We start from the raw sequence: 20,562 nt of genomic DNA on the forward strand, positions 1-20,562 counted from the left end.
GGGTGTTCTTGTGGGGGGAATCGGCTGCTGCATCGCCTTAACCATTACCAACGGCATCGCTCAGACGGTGGACGACCGATCGCCCACTACGCCCCTATTAGCTCCCGCTGCTGCTTCTACAGATCAAATTCAACATCAGGATCTTAGGTCGAATGTGTTGGTGCCCAAACCGCCCATCACCGCAGGCTTGATCCGATATTGGCACAACCTGTTCGATGCCCGAGACCAGGTCACTGGCACGGAAGGCACTGTTAGGGGAGTGCTCCCTCCCCCAACGCCAACCCTGGATCAGGAGACGATCTTTGAGCGCTCCACGGGCTGGGTGGAACTCAAGCCGCCCATTACGAACGCAATCCATACGATCTCGGTCTGGGTCCATCTGAACGTTCCAAGTGCCCTCCGCTGGACGTTGTTCAGTCAGGAGGCCGGGTTGGCGAACTGGCGCTTGTTCGGGGAGACGCGCAACGAAAACGATAAGCTTGTGTTGATGATCAGCCAACTCGGCAAAACCGAAGAGCCTAATCCAGAAAGCTTCATGCTGGAGCGGGGGCAGTGGCATCATCTGGCGGTTGCTCACCTGGACGACGGCACCAGCAGAGTCTGGAAGAATGGCGAGCGTGTGCTGGTCGGACGGGTGAAACGACCTTGGCCTTCTGAGGCTTCCGCACTCCTCGTGGGCAACTCGATCCGGGGCAACCAACCGACCCATGCGGCCATGCGCGCCCTCGGCGTCTACGATCGCATTCTCACCGACACGGAAATCAAGCTGATCCATTCCTTTGGCGTGCCTCCAGCCAGCGTCCCGGGGGGCTCCGCTGCCCGCAGCCAAGCCATGGCTCGCCCCGTGTCCCCGAAGGTATCGCGACTCATCTCCACCAATCGGCCGCACGGCTGGTTCTATCAGCGCTATACCACGGAGCAAGGTCTGCCCGGGAACATGGTCCAGGCGCTGCTTCAATCCAGGGAAGGTTATCTGTGGGTTGGCGTGGAAGGAGGATTAGCACGGTTTGATGGGATGAACTTTCGGTCCTTCGATCAACGCACCACTCCCGCATTGCGTATTACCGGGGACGACATCCTTTGCCTGGCGGAGGAGAAGAACGGGACCCTCTGGGCAGGCACCTTCGGCGGATTGCTGCGCATTCGTGGAGCGAAACCGGTTCGGGAAAACAGCCAGAGTTTGGTCGGGTCCCCAGCGATCGATTCCCATCAAACCTCCGCAACCAGCCTGGTAGGAGCAATCGAGATCACGGCGTTCACCAACGGCTTACCTGAGCTCTTCATCCGGCATCTCCTCCCTGCTGACGACGGCTGGCTCTGGATGGCAGGGGAGCGAAACGAATCTCCGCGAGGTCCCTTTGTCGCGCGACGCTACCATCCGGCCACCGGAGTCAGTTCCGGCTCCGTGGCGGTCCCCGGCCGAGTGGAGCGGATGCAGGCCACGCCGGAGGGGCTTTGGATCGCGACCGCTGAGCCCGCTCAACTCCTCTTCTGGGACGGTCGAGCTCACTCCCTCACGGTGGCGGCCAAGTTGAGCACCGGGTTGTGGTCCGATGCCACCGGCAGCCCGCCTTCCGTGCATCTCTCGAGCGCTCAGTGCCTCCCGCCGGAAACGCAGCTTCGGATCTGGATTTCCGGCGACCCCATCACCACTTGGTGGGCTGAGGTGTATGCCGACAAGGGCTTGCCGTCCTTCCATTGGCAGTCCGTGCCTCGTAGCACCCTCAACGCCACGCTCACGGCCGGGAGTTCCCCGAGCGAAATCTATTTGGGTGGGCGCAGCGGGTTGCTGAGGGCTCGGGGCGACCAACTGGAATCCATAGCGATCCCCGAACTTCCAGCGGCTCCCAATATCGTTTCGCTCTGCCAAACTCGGGAAGGCGGTCTATGGTTCGGAACTGAGCAGGATGGTCTCCACTTGGTTCAGGAACGATTAATCCGCGTGTTCACCACTCAGGACGGTTTGGCCGCCAACGACATCCACACCATCAGCGTGACCGAAGGGACGAACCTATGGGTCGGGAGCACCCTCGCTTTGCAGAGCTGGCAGCCGGGAAGAAGCTCGCAAGCCATCCTTCCTCACCACGTCGCTTGTCAGACGAGAACGGGGGATGGCACAATCTGGTGCGTCTTTTCGCCGTCGGGCGAATCCTTGGGGCGGGTGGTTTCTAGCAATAAGGTGGAAATGCTGATCACCGGCCTGCGGTTCCACCCAGCCAACACCTTGCTGGCCGGTCAAGATGGCCGGCTTTGGATCGCTCACGAAAACGGGCTGGCGTGGGTCTGGCCTGAATGCTACGTGCGAACCCCAGGCGGAAAGTGGCAGCCGAAACCCGAGTTCGAGGGGAGGGCTGCCGGACAATGGAGCATAGGCCGAGAGCTTCCCGATGCGCAGGTGGTGGGAATCGTGGAAGATAAGTCGGGCTGCATCTGGATTGGCTCCCGAGGTGGTGGAGTCACCCGGCTGACAGTGGACAAACCGGATAACAACCAAAAAGGCATTCCTCCCCTCGATCACCCGACCGGCATCCTCAAGAAGGAGACGTTTACAACCGCGGACGGTCTGGCGAGTGATTCCAGTTCTCCCGTTTTGTTCGATCGCGAGGGCACTCTCTGGGTGCTGGGGCAGGCGAGCCTCAGTTGCTACCGAAACGGACGATTCCAAATCGTGCGCTCCGAGCAGGGATTCCCCGATGATTCGGTGTCGGGAGCCATCGAGGATGGGTTGGGACATGTTTGGCTCACCGGAAGGAAGGGGATCCACCGAGTCTCTCCGTCCGAACTGAGGGCGTTCTTCGACGGGAAAACACCACGTATTTCCTCCCTGACCCTGGGCGTACCTGAGGGCCTTTTGACGCCTGAATGTGCAACGGCGCGAAACCCCACCTTGGCCAGGACGCCTGATAACCACATCTGGGTGGCGACCCGTAACGGGCTGGCCACTTTTGATCCGCGACGGGTCGACCTGCAAACGCAGCCCCTGCCGATCGTCATCGAGCGCTTGCTCGTCAACAAGCGGGAGTTCGCGTTTACGGCCCACAACGCCGTTGGTTCTGACGTGTCCGCGGAGCCACAATCCGATGGCGAAAACCTTCAATTTGAGTTGCCCGAAGGGTCGGGGCGCCAGCTGGAAATCCACTTTGCAGCCATCTGCCTCACCCGGTTGGAAGGCATTACCTTTCGCTATCGCCTGGACGGCTACGACAGCGAATGGTCGGAGCCGGGGCATCTGCGGGCTGCGTTTTACATGAATCTGAAACCGGGAAACTACCGCTTCCGAGTCCAAGGAACCCGAAACCGCGGCCAATGGAGCGAGAGGGAATCTATTCTGGATTTTACCATCGCACCTTATTTCTGGGAAACCCGTCTCTTCCTAGGCTTGGTCATCGTCGGCATAATCTTGGCGGTCCTGGGATTGCATTGGCGGCGGGTGGTCGCGCTCAGCCAGCAGCATGACTTGCAGCGGAGAGAAGCCATGGCCGCGGAGCGCGTCCGGATTGCATCCGACCTTCACGATGACCTCGGTCCCACCCTGACCAAGATCGCCATTTTAGGGGAATCCGCCAAGCTCCAATCCCCCTCGGGATCGCCGGCTGTTCCGACGTTGGACCGCATCGCCCGAAACGCTCGCGAGCTGGCCGCCAGCATCAGCGACCTCAACTGGGCTACGAATCCAAGTTACGATAGTCTTGAGAATCTTGCGGCTTATCTCCGGGAGCAGGTCGCTCGGCAGCTCGAGGACAGCGGGGTCCGCATGAAGCTCGATTTTCAGGAATCCTTACCCGCGATGAGCCTCTCCTCGACCTTCCGCCGCAACATCATCCTCATGGCGAAGGAGGCGATCAACAATGCGCTGCGACACTCCGGAGCGAGTGAGATTGCCGTGACGCTGGCGGTCATCGATAACCGGATGCTGCAACTGACCATCCGGGACAATGGTTGTGGAATGACCCTGTTGCCATCACCTGGCCATTCCGGCAACGGGACCGCCAATCTCATTCGTCGCGCCAAGGAACTCCACGGCACCACCACCATCCAATCGGAGCCCGGAAGCTTTACCCGCGTGCATGTTTCCGTCCCGTTGGTGGCTCCCGATTGAGGGGTCTCACACTCAGATGCCCCATCGCCACACCCCCCGTTCGCCGGAGTTCCGGAGGCCGAAGCCGAGAACCCGCCGGGTTCAAAGAGATAAGCTGGGGTGTGGAGCGCAGCGCCCCCCCCGGTCTGTCAGCCCCCTATTCAGCAGCACCCTGAAAGCCGTGCCACCCGTCGGGACCACGCACGGTTTTCGGCTGGCTAAATCACCGGAGCCTGCTAGCGTTCAAGCTGTCGCCACGACTTTATTTGACCGTATCAAAACTCGTTATGCAGGACATCACTCAACTACTCCGGGCAACGGAACGGGGGGACGTCCATGCGGCCGAGGCTTTGCTGGTGGAGGTGTACCAGGAACTCCGTCGCACGGCGGCTTACAAGATGGCGGGGGGCCCTGCGGGCCAGACGCTTCAGCCAACGGCATTGGTGCATGAAGCCTGGCTTCGACTCGGACCGCCCGGAGAACGACGCTGGGACAATCGAGGTCATTTTTTCGCGGCAGCGGCGGAGGCCATGCGCAACATCCTGATCGACAAGGCGCGTCGCCGTCGGCGGATTCGTCATGGAGGCGAGCAAGACCGGGTGGAGTTCGACGAGCTGGAACTCGTTGCCCCCGAGGCCGACGAACGGATGCTGCAGGTCCACGACGCGTTGGACCAGTTGGCCGGCATGGATCCCATCAAGGCCGAAGTCGTCAAGTTGCGCTTCTTCGTGGGCTTCACCGATCGGGAGGTCGCCGAGGCGCTCGGGCTTTCTGAACGCACGGTGGAACGTCACTGGGCCTATGCCAAGGCCTGGCTGATTCAAGCGATTCGGGAGTCGGCGTGAACGGCTTGATCCTTTTCCACCGTTGGGCGGCAGGCCGGATTCGACCGAGCTGACGCTTTTTCTGGGCTGAGCTGTCGGCTTTGACCTCAAAACGACGTATGGAGGATGGACGCATGATGTCGCGCGATACCTCAGAATCGGCTTCGGTCGAGGAAGCCCTCTTTCATGCCGCCCGATTGCTACCCGATCGGACGGCTCGGGAGGCGTTCCTAGCGGCTGCCTGCCAGGGCCGGTCGGAGTTGCGCGGGCGGGTGGAAGGTTTGCTGGCCGCGAGCGAGGATTCCACTGCGTTTTTCGGCGCTGACCCTGGCTCACCGGTGCTGACGAAGGATTTGGTCGTGGGGGCCCGATTGGGCAACTATGAAGTGCTCAGTGAAATCGGGCGCGGCGGAATGGGGAGGGTCTATCGAGCTGCGGAGGTCTCCACTCGCCGTGTCGTGGCGCTGAAGGTGATTGGAGCCGGATCGGCCGCCGATTCGACTCAAGTGCGTCGATTTCAGACCGAGGCTCAAGCGGCTGCCCAACTCCACCACCCCAACATCGTGACCATCCATGAGGTTGGCTTTTGTGACGGGGTCTGGTTCTTCAGCATGGACCTGATCGACGGCCAACCGCTCTCGACCCGCTTGGCCGGTGCGTTCCTTCCCTCCGGTGTGGAGGTGAAGGCAGGAACTCGGGTGAATGGGTCTCTGGGAGATTCTTTCTCCCTCGTGCAGTTCTGCAAAATCGTGCGCGCGGTCCACTATGCTCATGAGCACGGGGTGCTGCATCGGGACTTGAAGCCGGCCAACATTCTGGTGGATTCTGACGGCGAGCCGCATCTCATCGACTTCGGGTTGGCCAAGGTGCTGATTCAGGATGGCAGTCTCACGCGCACAGCCGATGTTATGGGCTCTCCGAGCTACATGGCACCCGAGCAAGCATGCGGGAAGGGGTCATCGATAGCCACGGATGTCTATGGTTTGGGAGCGATTCTGTATGAGCTGCTCACTGGACAACCTCCTTTTCGAGCGGAGTCACCGGTGCAGACGCTGCGCGAGGTCATCGAGCAGGCACCGTTGCACCCAACGGCCATCCGACCCCAGGTGAATACGTTTCTCGCGCTCATCTGCCTGCGATGTCTGGAGAAGGATCCGCGTCATCGCTATCCCTCGGCATTGGCGCTGGCCGAGGATCTCGAGCGCTGGGAAAGCGGTGAGCCCATCCTGACCAAGCCGCAGACGTTGTTGGTCCGATCGGCGCGCTGGGCTCGGCGGAACCCACTGCTAGCCTCGTTCATGCTCACGTTGGTCCTGGGATTCACGGCTACATCGGTCTTGTTGATCCAGGTAAATCGGGAGAAAAACAAGCAAGCGTTGCTCGCCACGGAGCTCAAGTTCGCCAACCGGGAGTCCACGCGTTTGCTGGCTCGTGCCGTCGGGATGGTCAGCGAGAATCTCGAGACCTTGTGGTCGAATGGTGAGCGCAACTCCATGCTGGTGGGATCCGATGAGATCGCAGCCATCGCCAATCGACCGGTCGCGGTAACTTCAAGCAAGCTGGCTCCAGCCCGCTACGTCCTGGGTTTGATGGCCGAGGACTCGCCGACGGGCCGCGCTCAGCGTTACGCCGATCTGCTGGCCTATCTTGAGCAGCAACTCGAGTTGCGGGTGGGGCGTCCGGCGAGGGTGGACGTCCGATTTTATAAATACCTTGGTGACTGTCGTGCCGATTTGTGCGCTGGAAAGCTCGATTTTGTTCGGTGCGGTGCGTTGCCCTTCCTTCGCTCCCGGCAACAGGTGCCCGGATTGCAGCCCATCGCGGTGCCAGTCACCGATCCGAAGCTCGCGGTGCTCTTCACCCGCGCCGGCTCGGAGATCCGATCTCTTGCCGACCTCAAAGGACGTCGGGTGGCGTTTGGTGAGACCAACTCCACCGTCAGCTTCCGGGCTCAGATCGAATTGGCGCGCCGGGGAATCGATGCCGCGCAACTCGGGGGTTACGACTTTCTGGATTCCAGCCTGGAGTTTGGCGAGGAGGTTCGCGAACTGGGGTTTGAGGAGGCGATTCGCCGCATCGGATACCTGCATAGCCACGCTCAGGTCATCGAGGGCGTGCTGAGCGGACGCTACGATGCCGGGGTTGCCGCCTTCCGAGCCTTCCAAATCAATCACAGTCGCGGCCTTGCCGCCATTTCTGACAGTGAGTTTGTGAGCAGTCGATCCATGTGGGTCGCCCGGGCTGGCTTGGAGGAGCGGGTGGTGAATGGCCTACGGGAGGCGCTGACTTCGCTGCGCGGGGAGCCCTGGATGGCACTGCTGCCCGATCATCCGGTGGGCTTTGAGCTGATGACGCCCGCCACGTTCTCATTGGAGGAAAGCTGGCTGTCGCGAATCGGTGATTCCTTTCCCTTCAAACCTTCTCCCCCGGCTCGCGTGTTGTCCGACTCAGCGCGACGTTAACGATGCGGCCTGGAATCGTCAGTGACAGAGCATGCTGGTTCCGAAATCGAACCGCTCTGCAGCCTTGGGTGGTGGCCGCCGTTCTGTTCAGCCTTGCCCTTTTTCCGCAAGCTTCGGCGCAACTGGCCATCACGGAAGTGATGTCGGACGCCTCCGAAGCGGTCCTTCCGAAACGGCCGGATTTTTGGGAATTGACCAACTTTGGATCCACGCGAATCGACTTGAGCGCGTACCGGTGGAGCGACAGCGCCGGGTTTGAGGCGGCAGAGCCTCACTTTTTTCAGGGAAAGAGCATCGGCCCCGGTGAGTCGATCATCCTGGTGCGCAGCAACGTGGTGACAACGTTGTTTCCTCAACAGTTTTACGACTGGTGGGGAGTGGGAAACCTTCCACAGCCGCTGCAAGTGCTGTTCTATCGCGGCCCCGGGTTCAGTCAGGAGTATGATGCGGTTCAGTTGTGGAAAGTGACCGCTTTGGCCACCAGCTTGGTGGATCGCGTTGAGTTCTACTCCGCAGCACCGGGTGCCACCCATACCTACGATCCAGAGACGGGCCTGCTTGATTCTTTAAGCCGAGTGGGGCAACGGGGTGCGTTTCGCGCTGCGGGGGGACTCGACGTCGGGTCTCCGGGCCGCACCATGGGCCCGGTGCCGCTGAGAATTCTGCAAGCCCCAGCCTCGGTCGAAGTGGATGCCGGAGCCCCCGTGGCATTTTCTGTCAGCGCATTGGGCATGCCGAAACCGCGGTATCAGTGGCGTCGGAACAACGTGCCCATTGCGGGGGCGAACGAGAGCCAACTGACCATCCCCCACGCTGTCGCCGCCTCGGCTGGGCTGTACACCGTGGAAATGAACAATGATGTGGAAACATTGCTGAGCGCTCCAGCCGAGCTTCGAGTGAGCACCGCGCTTTCCTGTGCTCGAGTGATCCGTGGACCGGAGGACCTGGAACTCACTCCCCGGCAGGACGCAGTGTTTTCAGTGCTGGCGCGAGGGTTTCCCCTGCCGACCTATCAATGGAGGTTCAATGGGGCTGCTATTCCAGGCGCCACCAATGCCGTCTTTGCCTTGCCCTTCGTGAGTCCAGGGATGAGCGGGGTGGTCTCGGTGGAAGTAGCCAACTTTCTTTGTTCGACCAGCGCCGTCGCCCGTCTTCGGGTGGTGGACCCTCCCGACCTGCGGGTGACGGAAGTGATGGCGGCCGCTTCCACCAACAACGCGCTGCACCGACATGGGGATTGGTGGGAGTTGACGAATTTCGAGTCTAATCGCGTGTCCCTTCAAGGCTACCGTTTCGACGATACACCCGGGGTGATTGCCGGAGCGGTCGTGATCACCAACGCCATCTGGGTGGAACCTGGCGAATCAATACTGTTTGTTTCTGACCTTTCCCGGCAGGACTTTCTCAACTGGTGGGGAGCCGAGAACCTTCCTCCCGGGGTGCAAATCGTTTCCTTTGCAGGCAACTCTTTCGATGCCTTGGGGGATTCCTTGTATCTGTGGAATGCGACGGCGACTTCGCGGGATGACGTGATCGTCAGCCTGTCCTTCGTGAACGATACGCGCGGCGTCAGCTTATGGTTTGATCCGGTGTTGGCTGAGTTTGGTGAGCTAAGCATTGAAGGTCAGCGTGGCGCCTTTCGAGCCGTCGCGGGCGACGATATCGGATCGCCAGGTTGGATCACCGCGCCGCCCCCGCGAGTGCTTCAACCCCGCCTGATCTCCATCGTTCCGGAAGGAGAAAGTGTGACCGTCACGTGGACGTCCCAAGCGGGATACCTTTATTCCCTCGAATACTGTGACGACTTGAGCCAGGCGGACTGGATTCCTCTGCTGTCGTTGCTCGCTGAAGGAGTCTCGCTTAAAGCCACGGATGGGGATGCGCGGGGAGGGCTGCGCTTTTATCGAGTCATCGCCAACTTGCCATCGCCATGAACCCAGTTCGTTCCCAGTGCACAGTGCCGAACAGGGGCTTCACCTTGATCGAGTTATTGGTGGTTGTAGTTATCATAGGCGTGCTGGCTTCGCTGTTGCTGCCGGCGCTGACTCGTGCAAAAGCGCGCGCTCATGAGATCTCCTGTGTCAACCGAATGCGGCAATGGACCGTCGCTCTGACGATGTACGCCGCGGAGAGCGAGGATCGGCTGCCGCGGGAGAGTTTCATTCCGGGTGGCACGGTTCTGAATCTGTGGGCTCAGGTGAGGCATCCTCTGGCGGCCGATGTCTGGTACAATGCGTTGCCGCGGCTTATTGACCAGCCTGAGGCGGCCGACTTTGCCCCTTCGGCGGTCCGCGGCGACTTTTACCGGCGCGAGCGTTTGATGCATTGTCCCTCGGCCACCTTCCCCTCCGGTGCGGCGAAGGATCAGGTGACTTTTTTCTCAGTCGCCATGAACTCCAAGCTGGTTCGACCCAGTTCGCCCGGGCTGGTCATGTTGGGCTCGGTGGTGCGGCCTTCGTCGACGGTGGCCTTTCTGGACAACCGCCTGCCCGACGAACCGAAGGTTCATCCCGGACAAATTGATCAGGACCTGGGGCAGCCGAGTGCCTACGCTTCAAGATTTGTCACCCGGCATCAGCAGCGGGGAACCCTTAGTTTCCTGGACGGCCACGTGGAAACGAAGCGAGGCTCGGAGGTGGTAGAGGGTGGTTACGCGATTCTGCCTCAAACGAGCCTGGTCTGGACTACCGATCCGAAGTCGGATCCCAACTTGAACTATTGATGCAACCAGTCTTTTTCCAGCGAGTGTGTCGGGTTTTGGTCCGTGATGTCGTATGGAAGAGTGAGAACCATTTCGAAATCATTTTATGAAACGTCCCTTACCCTGTGCGTGTTTCCTCCTCGTTGCGGTGATCGCTTGGCTGGCCGCTTCCACGAAAGTGGGCGCGGCGGATTGTGTCAGCGTGACCCCGCCCATTCGGATCGGAAGCTACGGATCCGCGTGCTTCGATGCCTCGGGTTTCCTGGTTGCTGGCCAGTTGCCGGGGGGGAATCCGTGTGAGTACCGTGGGTTTCTCGTGTTCAATGTCCCTCCCTCCGAGCTTCCCTATGTTTCCGCTGAGTTGCGGGTGTCCATCCATTCCGCGACGGCACCTTCAGGGGGCGAGAGCATCGAGCTGCGTCCCGTGGTCACGCCGCTGGACCTTCTGATCAACCTCTCGGGCGACCGTGCCCAGACCTTTTCCGATCTGGCGGACGGAGAACTTCTGGGGAGTCGCGATTTCGTGGCGCAGCCTCCCTCCTTCGACGGACTCGGCGCTGATCTGCAAGTGGCAATCCCACTGACGGAGGCCGGCCTGGCCTGGATCAACGCGGCTCGCGGCCGGAGTGTTGCCGTCGGGGTTTCGGTTCCCGTGAAGGTGGGCGCGACCGACGTCCTGGGGGGCGTTCGGTTCATGGATTCGCTCAACCGCCATGGGCTGGTTTTGAACCGAAGCGACGCGCAGGCTCCCCAAGTGTTCTCATTGGAGACCGGCACGCGCGTCCATGCGGGTGGCACCAAGTCGCTGTCGGTGGTGGCCTGCGGTCGAGCACCCTTGACCACCCAGTGGTATAAGGATGGAGTTGCCCTTCCGGGAGAGACCCAGGGCATCCTTTCCTTCAATCCGGCGTTGCCCGCTCAGGCGGGAAAGTACGAGTTTCGCGCGAGCAACGACCTCGGCATGGCGAGCACTTCAACGATCGACTTGGAGGTTGTGCCGCTCACGTTGCTGTCTGAGTTGGCCGGGTTTACTGCGCCGGACGGGATGTTCGGATACTGCCTGTCCGTGGTCGCGAGCTCTTCGTCGCTGGCCAGCTATACCTGGCTCCGCGATGGAGAAGTCTATAAGATTGGGTCTGTTCCTTTCCTCTGTTTTGAACCCATTTCACTCAAGGACTCGGGCAGCTACCAAATCGTCGCGAGCAATAAGTACGGTAGCGTCACCAGCAGGGTCGCGCAGGTTACGGTGAATCCTGTTCCGCCGGTGTTGGAGGGCTATCCCATAGGGACCACGCGATTCGCGGCGGGGTTTTCCGGGGAACTCTATAGTCTGGCCAAGGGAAGCGAACCGATCCGCTACCAGTGGCTGAAGGATTCGGCGCCCATCGCCGGCGCGACCAGCAATCGGCTCCGGTTCCCCGCGGCGACGTCTTTAGACTCGGGGACTTATCAAGTCGTCGCGGCCAACTCGTTTGGGGCCGTCACCAGCCAGTTGGCTCAGGTGGAGGTGGTCCCCGCGCTGTTCAATGGCCCAGTCCATGTGTCAGGTTCGGAGGGAGGCCGGGCGCTCCTTTGGGCGCAACCGACAGCCATTCCAGAGACGGCTTTTCAATGGTATCGGGAAGGTGTGAAGGTCGTAGGCGGCGAAGATGCGTTCTTGCTGTTTCCGTCCTTAACCTCGGGGGACACCGGTGCCTACTTCCTCGTCGCGAGCAACACCTACGGCAGCGCGACCAGTGTCGTGGCGCGCGTGTTGCTCGAAACATATCCACTGAATGTGAGCATCAGCGCGAGCGATCCGCTCCCCGCTGTGCTGGGCGACGATTTGGTTCTCGGAGCTCTCATTTCAGGGGCGCCTCAGCCCCGGTTCCAGTGGTATCGAAATGGTTCCCCCATCACTGGGGCTACCAACGCGACGCTCGTTTTTCCCAATGTGAGCCCTGACGACTCCGCCCTCTACACGGTGGAGGCGGCCAACTCTCTGCACTCAGCGCTGAGCGCCGGGCTTCAATTGGATGTCGTGGCTCAAGCACCCCAGTTCGTCGTGGTTCCGGTGGACACTACCGAAGTCGCTGGGAGCGTGGTCACCCTTCACTCACGGGCCGTGGGAGGGCCGCTGCCTACTTATCAATGGCGGAGAAGTGGAGTCGACCTCCCTGGCGAGACCAATTCGACCTTGGTTTTGCAGCGTGCTCAGGCGGAGGATGCTGGAAACTACGAGATCGTGGCCCGCAATACCGCCGGCGAGGCCCGCTATTCCTTTTCACTGAGCTTGCGTGATGCCACGCGGCTTGATCGATGGGATTGGAACTTGCCGCGTCCTCAAGGAAGCCGGTTGCTGGATATTGCGTGGGGCGACGGCCGATTCGTCGCCGTGGGGAGGTCAGGCAACGTGGTGACTTCCGTGGATGGCGTGCGATGGGATCGATCGATCATCGAGGCGGACTGCGATTTGGGTGCGGTTGCTTACGGGCAGGGACGTTTCGTGACTGTAGGAACGACGCGAGCTGTTACGGGTTATCCCTTCCCAGGCGGCGGCACGTCCGTTAGTTCGTTCTTCAGTGGAATCATCCTGACGTCCACAGATGGAGAGAGCTGGACGTCAGTTCCGTGCCCCTCTTCTTTTCCAGTGGACATCGCTTTTGGGAATGGGGTTTTTGTCCTCACTGGGAGTCCAGAGGGCGTCACTCCGGCGTTTAACTATACTTCCATTGACGGTATCCATTGGACGCCCCAATACAATGGATGGACGCGGTCCGATCGGGTAAACTTTGTGAACGGAGAGTTCTGGGCCAGTGATCAAGGGTATCTCTATCGCTCCGCCAACGGAGCTCAATGGCGACCTGCGATGCGCAGCCTCTTGGGGGAGCCGACTGGCTTTGTAGCCTTTGGGAACAGCCAGTATGTTGCGTTGGGAGGGTATGGGCAGTTCGGTCAAATCTCGGCGGACGGAGATCAGTGGCTCCCGTTCATGAGCACTTACCAGGGGATTCAATCCTTGGTGTTTGGAAATGGACGGTTTGTTGCTGCGGTCTATCACGATGACGAGAACCCTTCGAACTTTTATCCTCCAGCAGGCACCGTCATTACCGCAGAGGACGGACGGCAGTGGACGGCACGCGACACTGGAACACGCCAGGAGTTGGAATCGGTGATCTTTGCGGAAGGCCGGTTCTGGGCGGTTGGAGAGGCGGGAACGATCTCGAGTTCCAGCAATGGCATCGACTGGTCCCCCAGCCTCACTGCCAACACGGTGGATTACTACGGATTGACTCAGCATGGAGATACGGTGGTGGTGGCTGGCGACGACGGCGCTATCCTTACCTCGCTGGATGGTCAAACCTGGACGCGCCAAGTGACGTCAAGCGGACGCAACCTGCACACGGTGCATTCTGCCGCTGGTTTGGTGGTCGCGGGGGGGCGGGGCGGAAGGATCATGACCTCACCAGATGCCGTTCGCTGGTCCAACCGGAATTCCGAGACGACCAACTATGTGCAGCGCCTGAGTTGGGCCGACCGATGGGTGGCGGTTTGTGAAGGAGGGGACATCCTTACGTCGCTAAATGGCATCGCGTGGTCCGCGGTGAGGACCGATCCCCCGAGCGACCATGAAGGGGTGGCTTACGGCGCTGGCTATTGGCTCGTCGCAGGGGGTTATTTCCGAAATGGTGGCACGGGTCCCGCTGTGAGCACTTTCTTTTACTCTACGGATGCGATCCATTGGGAGTACCTTTCGCTCGATGTCGGGGTTCGCATGCGGGATGTCGCGTTTGGAGATGGACGATTTGTCGCGGTGGGCAACGACGGTCAGGTGGTCGTCCTGGTTCCCACCGGGGATCCGTCCCGTCCCTTCAGTCACACCGGAGCCTTTACGGCGCCTCACTTGGTGCCGCTCGGGTCCCAGTCCGTCAACCTGCGCCGAGTTCGGTTTTCTGAGAGCGGGTTTCTTGTGGTCGGCAACGATGGCGTCATGGTGAGTTTTACCGGGGTCACGGAGGATTGGATGCACCATCGCTCCCGCACCTCTCAGAATCTGCATGATGTGCTCGCTGCGGCGGATGGTTCATTCTACACGGTCGGGAACAATGGCATGATCTTGAGATCGGGTGTGCCGGAGCCGTACTTCACTAGTATCCTTACGACTCCTCAAGGCGTTCGGCTCGTGTTTGAGTCTGCTCCTTCCGCGGGACCGCTGCGGCTCGAGGAATCTGCGGACATGGTGCGCTGGACGGTTCTGGCCGATCCTGCCACCAGCCCCGTCGATCTGCCATCGGTCAGCCTGGGCGCGAGGTATTTCCGGTTGGTGACCCGGTGAGCGGATACGATCCGGATCCTCGGCTGTAGTGTGGGCCGTCTCGGCCCATCGGGCGTGCGTAGACTCACAGATGAGCCAAAACGGTTGTCAGGCTTCCGGGTTTCTGTATCGTTCGCCGCATGAAACACCGTTCTCTTACACTCTCAGTCGCCCTTTGCTCCCTGGTGGTAGGGATTGCTACCTCCGGCTCCGCCGCGCACAACCGTCTGTCTTCTTCCGAGAAGAAGGCGGGATGGCGGCTGTTGTTCGACGGGAAGACGCTGGAGGGCTGGCACAATTTCAAGGCTCAGGGAGTGAAACCTGGCTGGCAGGTTAAGAACGGAACACTGGCCTGTGTCGATCCGCACAACGCTGGCGACATCGTCACTGCGGACAAGTTTGACGCCTTCGAGCTTAAGCTGGACTACAACATTTCGGTGGGCGGTAACAGCGGTATCATGTTCCACGTAACGGAGGAGGGTGACACCGCCTGGCAGACCGGACCCGAGATTCAGCTGCAGGACAATATTGGCGGCAAGGATGGTCAGAAAGCGGGATGGCTCTATGCGCTCTATCAGCCAGCCAATGATCCCAAGACCGGCAAGCCCATCGACGCAACTAAGCCTCCGGGCAAGTGGAACCGTTTGCGCATCGTGATCAGCCCGGATGGCAGCTTTCACGAGATGAACGGCGTGCGCTATGTGAACTACGTCGTGGGAAGCGACGACTTCAAAGCGCGGGTTGCCAAGAGCAAGTTTGGCACGATGCCGAAGTTCGCCAAGGCGTCGAGCGGCTGGTTAGCGCTTCAGGGTGACCATGGCGAGGTTTCCTTCCGCAATATCAAGATCCGTCCGCTTCCGGTGAAGAAGTGACGGCGACCTTTCGCCGCCAGGTGAATGTGGTATCTCTGAACCTGGTCCCGATCTCAAAACCGAGCTTTCACCACCACGCGGATAAACGCTTGCGGCAGGACGTTGGGCATTCCCCACGTCTCTTCGGCCACCCCACCCGACAGGGTTCGGGTGGACAGCAATAAGGCCGGTGTCCATTGCGCCAGGTCGGCCGAGGTTTCTACGACGAGGCGGGCGTCGTCGGCGCTTAGGCGACGAGGTAGAGTGACGGTGAACCGGCCTTGTTCATCCAGGTGGGGCACAATGGACCCCGGGCCGGAGTTGGCATCCTCATCGCTCGTTCCCAAGGCGTATTCCACGATCGCCGGCAGACCGTCCAGGTCCCGGTCCTCGGTTGGCGAACCGCTGAACAAGGTTGCATCGGTGTCCGCCGGACTCCCATTCGTGCTCGTGCTGGTCCGCCAGGCGATGGGATTATCCAGGCCAAGATCCGGGTGAGCCAGGACCAGGGTATATCCACCGCCATCCGCCTCCACGGGCCAAGGCCGAGCCCCGTCGTAGCGCAGGGAGGCAATCACCTCGGCGGAGGGGCCTACCAACGTCAGTTCCTCGCCGCCGTTGTTCAAGCTTCCGAAGTAGGAGCCTCCCACCGGCACTCCGATGCCGTAGCGTTGCTGAAAATTAAAGAGGTCGTTCACCAGGATCAATCGCTGACCAGGAATCAGGACGGTGTTGCGGTTGTCGGCGAACGCATAATCCACCCCATTGGTAAAGCGAGCGCCGCGAAGGTTGACCGCCCGATCCGAAAGGTTGGCCAGTTCGATGAACTCGCTCTGATCCGCGCCCGGCGGATTGAAGTTCAATTCGCTGACCACCACTTCGCCCGGAGCGACGGCGGAGGATCCGACCTGGTAGAAAACCTCGTTCAGAGCGGACCAGGTGTTGCCATCCTTCGTCCGAGCTCGGATGAGAGTGCTGTGAGCGAGGGGCGGAAGCATCTCGGAAAGGGCGCGGGGACGGGCTGCGATCAGCTCGAGATCAAAGCTGGCGTCATCTCCCTGGATGTTTTGGTGCAGCTCCACCGCGAGAACGTTGCGTCCGGACACGAGCAGGGCGGGGGAGACCGTGACGATCACAAAAGTCTTCCCATCATCGGCCGCCGTGGTGCCTTGGGTGGCGCCGGTGACCACTCCTCCGGCAATGGAACTGCGGGTGACCACGTTGCCGTTGAGATAGACTATCGCCCCGTCGTCGCGTTTCAGACGCAGGCTGAGGGTGGTGATGCTGCTAGGCTGCTGCACGTCGAAGGCGTGACGGAAGTAGGCGGTGAAAAACCGGTTGGTTCCTTCTGCGGAAGGAATGACGGTGGCTTCGTCTCCTTCGCCGTAACCCAGCTCGGCCGGTCCTGCGCCCCAACTGACATCGTTGAACTCTGGATGCTTCCAGTTGGCGGCGGACCAATTGGTGTTGCCCGGAATGACGTCGCTGCGGCCCAGGCCGGCCTTGTCGGTGAACCATCGCCAGGTGGAACCTGCGCGAACCAAGAATTGGTTCGTCGACGTGAGTAGGTAGGGCAGGGCCTGGCCCGAGAGAGCCCCTCCGGGTAGCCGTGGATCTTCCCCATTCAGCGTGTAGTAAATCGTCTTGTTGGTGGGACCTTTGAACTCCGGGACGTAATTCGCTGGGACCGTTCCGCCCGGCTGAGACAGGGAAGGAGCCTCGAGTTTGGGATAGAATCCCGCGTTGCGCCATTCGGTCAGCGCCTGGGCGGTTCGAGCCGGTAACCAGGTTCGGCGCATCTCGTCGCGTCGTGAAGCCCAGTCGGCTGGATTGAGATAGAGCCAGCGGGCGGCCTCGGCGTAGAACGCTCGTTGGATCTGGTCGCAGCGATGGTTGAGTCGCGCCAGGTTGCTTTCCGGTGTGAGCGGTCCGCCGTTGAAAAGAGCAGCGTGAATGCGATCCGCCAGGAGAATGCGGTACTCGGGATTGTTTTCGGCGTACAGCATTGAAAACAGGCTCCCCGGTCCGTCGCCGGCGGATCTTCCTGGAGCACCGCGGCTGGTGCGATCGCCGGCCGCGCAATAGAAAGAGCCGCAGAACCAACCGTCCGCGTCGTTCAGATAAAACTTAAACCCGCTGCCTGGACCCTTGGGACCGACGCATCGGTATTCATCCTCACTCCCTCCAAACATCCACATCAGCATGTAATCGATGTATTCAGGCACATCCAGATAGGGTTTCACTCCGTCATAGTTGCGGCGGAGGCCTTTGATTTTCTCCCAGGTCGTGCCGTCTCCATCATAAGGCGTGCCGGGGTCCGCCCAGCCTCCGACATTCCAGTTTCCGTTGATGGATTCATAGTCTTCCTTGGTTCCGCCCAGGTAGCTCGAATGCATCGCAGCGCCCCAACGTTCGCGCAGGTGATACAGCCCCCAATAGGTGCCGTTGAGATACAGGTGCACGAAGCGTCCATGTGGATTGAGTCGGCCCATGTTCAGCAGGGTGTCGTCGGTGAACACGTTGGACATATAGAATCCCCGATCCACCATGTCGTGCGAACCGTTTCGCAGCTCGAGCTCATCAAATTCTTCCACCGGCGTGGTTCCTTGTTCGAAGCCTTTGAAAACAGGATAGCGCAGTTTGCTGGTGCCATACTCCGATCGGAAGTAGAGCCGGAAGCTCTTCTTTTCGAAGAAGGTGAAGGCGCCGCCGAACCAGCGAGTACCGCACCGGGCATGCACCCCGGGGGACCCATCCGGGTTGAGCCACTCGAAGGAACTGGCCACCTCGGTGGTGTCGTTGGCGGGGGAGGACGTCACCAAGGAGATCGAAGGCACATCCCGCAGCGCTTGGATCATTTGCGGTCCGTAGGTCGCGTGTCGCGTGATCGAAGTCTTCATCACCGAGGCTTTGACCACGTTGCTGAGGTAGAGGTAGGTCTGGGTATCGATATCGGTGGGAGCCCAGCCTGGTTTGTAGGCCATCGCCCGAAGCAGCGTCGTGTTGGTGATCAGAATAGGTTGGGTGTACAGGGTGCCGTTGGTTGGGCTCGGGTCCTTGCCATTGACGGTGTATCGGATCTGAGCACCGTCGGTGGAGCTGGTGATGGCCACCACAATATTCGTCTCGTAAAACCCCCGGTCCAGGCTGAAGGAGGTATCGCCGACGACTCCATCGTAAGCCACGCCGTTGGTGGCTCCCGGGCTGGCGGGCCGAAAGTAACCGAGCTTTCCACTGGTCTCGATGCCGTAGCTCACATTCTCCCGTTGTCGCGGATACTGTTTGGTCGCGGGGAAGTTAGTGGGAAACTGCTGCAGAATTTGGGCTCCGTCGGGAGCGACCAAGGCCAGATAATCACCACCCGCGTCTAGCTTGAAGTTCGTGTGGAGTTCCCCCGCCGGATCCATGCGATTCTTATCCGAGGCGTAGACGATCAGGAATCCGTAGGGCTTGATCCGGGCGTTGGGCAGGGTCCATTGCGTCAGGTTGGTGGGATTGTCGGTCAGGGAGTAGCCGCCCAGCTTCAAACTATAAGGATTGGGATTGTGCAGCTCGATCCAATCCGATTTGTCACCATCCTCATCCGATAGTTGTCCTCCATTGCTGGCCATGAATTCAGTGATTTTCGGGGGGGCCAAGTTCACATTCACTCCGATCGGAAGGGAGGCCGTCACGATTCCGGCCTCGTTGCTGGCCGTCAGGGTGTAGACCGTGGTGGTGCTGGGCTGGATGGTGACGGAACCGTTGGTGGGAGCGATCGGTCCGATGCCGGGAGAGAGAGTGGCGGTTGTCGCATTGATTAGCTCCCAGCGGAGGGTTGTGCTTTGTCCTGTGATGAGTGTGTCGTCGTCGGATTCCAGCAGCTTGACGAGGGGAGGCTGGGTGCCATAGACCTCAACCTCGGCTAGTTGGGGGCTGTAGGCGGCGCTGTTTCGGTTGACGATACGGATGAATCGGCCCTGAAAATTTCCGTTGGGGCTGTTGGTGGCGACGATCGTATCCACGCCGCCGACCCCTGAGTTCGAATTGTTGGCTCGGATCGTGGCGCTCCAGTTGAGCGTGCCGACGACGTCGCCCGCGCCCGAGTAGATTTCCACGCCGTAACGGGAAAGTCGCTCCGGACAGCAGCCATCGTTACGGTTGCGGATCAGGATGCGCTCCAGGTTGTAGGATCGGCCGAGGTCCACCTCGAAGAAATAGTTAAGGGTGCCGGAGCTGGCCAGCGGATGGGAGAAGGTGGCGGGATTTCCGTCGGTCAAGGAGCTGGCGACCAGGCCGTTCCAGGTAGGGCCGGAAGTGGCGACCGGTCGGCCCGACGCGACATTGACCGTGGAGCCTTCTGCTGCGGTAGATCGGCTTGCGGAGAGGAATCCTAACCCGCACACCAACACCCAAAGCAGCAGGCGTTGTCGGTGAGAACTACCCGAGGCGCAGGCGCGGCTGAACAGAATGAACATAAGACTTCGGCGGTGAGGCTTAACCGGCAGACGCGCCCTGGCAGCGAGCGCCAGCGGCAGGTCCGACGAGACCTGTTTATAGTTTTACCACGTGACCACGACCGTCTCCAGTGGACGGCGATAAAAGATGACGGCGCCCATCCGGGATGTCAGCCGACTTCACCCCAGATGGGGGCAAGGCCTCCAGCGGGGGGGTAGCGAACACTAACACCTTGGATAGGAAGCACCAACCTGTTTGTTACGGATTTCGCGGCCGCCGAACGACGGAATCCTGCCGGACCGGGAAAATGGACACAGCGGGGCTATTTCCGTGCGTGGGCTTGGGTGGGTATGGGTCGGGTGGAGCTAGACCCTACAAAACCTAAAACCTTGATATAAAAGCCTTGCCACTCCCGCCGTCGGCCATTATTTTCATCGAGTCACTGCGATTCAAAAGCGGTGACCAACCTCTTTGGATGCGCGGTTAGCTCAGTGGTAGAGCATCACCTTGACACGGTGGGGGTCACAGGTTCAAGCCCTGTATCGCGCACCATTCAAACTTCAAAAACTCCAGCAAAAGCCGCTGTCTCTTCGCGACGTTTTCCACTGGAATTGTTTTTCCCGTTTTTAAAAGGTGGTGTGCATGCGGGATTCTCCCCCGATGCTCCCCGAATCCTGGTCAGATGATGGGCCCCAGAGCGGTTTACAAGCTGCCAACACAACCCCAGCGAGTGTGGGTGACCGTGGACCAGTTGGGCTCCGATCAGCACCAGCACCCTGACCGGTGGCACGTCCGACTTCAGTGATCCGGCTGGATTGCTGAGGTCATGTTTATACCTTTGCACTGACTTCAGGTCCTTTTCGAACCCGGTGTTGCGCACAGAACAGGGTGGCCTTCCTGAAAGGTTGGATTATC

General features: G+C 60.3%; 8 protein-coding genes and 1 tRNA gene. 8 read left to right on the plus strand and 1 reads right to left on the minus strand.

Features of this window, described 5'->3' with window-relative positions; all coding sequences use genetic code 11:
* Window positions 1–10 precede the first annotated feature (10 nt).
* The 7 genes from JNN07_07710 to JNN07_07740 all read left to right on the plus strand — a co-directional run bounded on the left by JNN07_07710 (window position 11) and on the right by JNN07_07740 (window position 15,231).
* Window positions 11–4,099: a hypothetical protein gene (locus JNN07_07710; protein MBL9167612.1), complete on the plus strand. Its 4,089-nt coding sequence runs from the start codon at window positions 11–13 to the stop codon at window positions 4,097–4,099.
* Between the two features lie 266 nt (window positions 4,100–4,365).
* The gene (locus tag JNN07_07715) at window positions 4,366–4,923 is read left to right on the plus strand and encodes a sigma-70 family RNA polymerase sigma factor (protein ID MBL9167613.1); all 558 of its coding nucleotides are present in this window, start codon (window positions 4,366–4,368) and stop codon (window positions 4,921–4,923) included.
* Window positions 4,924–5,003: 80 nt separating this feature from the next.
* A complete protein-coding gene (locus JNN07_07720; GenBank protein MBL9167614.1) occupies window positions 5,004–7,364 on the plus strand; it encodes a protein kinase in 2,361 nt (786 codons plus the stop codon).
* A 2-nt stretch (window positions 7,365–7,366) separates the two neighbouring features.
* Complete coding sequence (locus tag JNN07_07725) at window positions 7,367–9,298, plus strand: lamin tail domain-containing protein (GenBank protein MBL9167615.1); 1,932 nt, start codon at window positions 7,367–7,369, stop codon at window positions 9,296–9,298.
* On the plus strand, window positions 9,295–10,086 hold the full coding sequence (locus tag JNN07_07730; GenBank protein ID MBL9167616.1) for a prepilin-type N-terminal cleavage/methylation domain-containing protein: 792 nt from the start codon (window positions 9,295–9,297) through the stop codon (window positions 10,084–10,086). The genes JNN07_07725 and JNN07_07730 overlap by 4 nt, the downstream gene beginning before the upstream one ends.
* 85 nt (window positions 10,087–10,171) lie before the next feature.
* Complete coding sequence (locus JNN07_07735) at window positions 10,172–14,380, plus strand: immunoglobulin domain-containing protein (protein MBL9167617.1); 4,209 nt, start codon at window positions 10,172–10,174, stop codon at window positions 14,378–14,380.
* 119 nt (window positions 14,381–14,499) lie between these two features.
* Window positions 14,500–15,231, plus strand: coding sequence for a DUF1080 domain-containing protein (locus JNN07_07740; protein MBL9167618.1), 732 nt, complete (start codon window positions 14,500–14,502; stop codon window positions 15,229–15,231).
* Window positions 15,232–15,284: 53 nt separating this feature from the next.
* Here JNN07_07740 and JNN07_07745 read toward each other — a convergent pair whose 3' ends face one another.
* A complete protein-coding gene (locus JNN07_07745) occupies window positions 15,285–19,667 on the minus strand; it encodes a lamin tail domain-containing protein (GenBank protein ID MBL9167619.1) in 4,383 nt (1,460 codons plus the stop codon).
* Window positions 19,668–20,124: 457 nt separating this feature from the next.
* Between JNN07_07745 and JNN07_07750 the strand changes: the two genes are divergently transcribed.
* Window positions 20,125–20,199: transfer RNA gene (locus tag JNN07_07750), tRNA-Val, on the plus strand.
* The last annotated feature ends 363 nt before the right edge of the window (window positions 20,200–20,562 follow it).

The organism is Verrucomicrobiales bacterium (assembly GCA_016793885.1).
Lineage (GTDB): Bacteria > Verrucomicrobiota > Verrucomicrobiia > Limisphaerales > UBA11320 > UBA11320.

Coding starts and splice junctions, on each gene's coding strand:
- JNN07_07715 (MBL9167613.1), top strand. CDS start 4,366: ATGCAGGACATCACTCAACTACTCCGGGCAACGGAACGGGGGGACGTC.
- JNN07_07725 (MBL9167615.1), top strand. CDS start 7,367: ATGCGGCCTGGAATCGTCAGTGACAGAGCATGCTGGTTCCGAAATCGA.
- JNN07_07730 (MBL9167616.1), top strand. CDS start 9,295: ATGAACCCAGTTCGTTCCCAGTGCACAGTGCCGAACAGGGGCTTCACC.
- JNN07_07735 (MBL9167617.1), top strand. CDS start 10,172: ATGAAACGTCCCTTACCCTGTGCGTGTTTCCTCCTCGTTGCGGTGATC.
- JNN07_07740 (MBL9167618.1), top strand. CDS start 14,500: ATGAAACACCGTTCTCTTACACTCTCAGTCGCCCTTTGCTCCCTGGTG.
- JNN07_07745 (MBL9167619.1), bottom strand. CDS start 19,667: ATGTTCATTCTGTTCAGCCGCGCCTGCGCCTCGGGTAGTTCTCACCGA.